General features: G+C 34.7%; 1 protein-coding gene. It reads right to left on the bottom strand.

Annotated features, from left to right (window positions below; translation table 11 throughout):
• Positions 1 to 363: hypothetical protein (locus AW165_RS19885; protein ID WP_171254274.1), on the bottom strand; the 363-nt coding region annotated here is incomplete at both ends.

Here is a 363-nt window from a genome sequence, read left to right as displayed (position 1 = left end):
TTGATCAAGCAATATGTTGACAAATGACGATACGCTGACAATCGCTAAAAATGCCTCTTGGCTTCCAAAAAACAATTGATAATCATGTGTAGATGGATTCCTCCAACTCTGACGATAGTTCACAAACAGTTGCATCACCCTATCGTTAAATACGTTATTGTTGGATAAGTATTGTTCAATCTCATACGGAGATTTATTTGATGCATTTTGTTCTTGTATTACTTCATACGCTTCTTTAAGAATGCCTTCAAAGGCATGATTGGTACGATAAATTACATCCGTGAAATAGTGTTCATCCTTTTCACTGTTACCTTTGTGATAGTATTTTTCAGCAATTTCGATGTGTGCAAGAATTGCATTAAT

The organism is Acinetobacter sp. LMB-5, assembly GCF_001541635.1.
Lineage (GTDB): Bacteria > Pseudomonadota > Gammaproteobacteria > Pseudomonadales > Moraxellaceae > Acinetobacter > Acinetobacter pittii.
The sequence above is the reverse complement of the archived record's forward strand: the minus strand, read 5'-3'. Positions and strand labels throughout refer to the sequence as shown.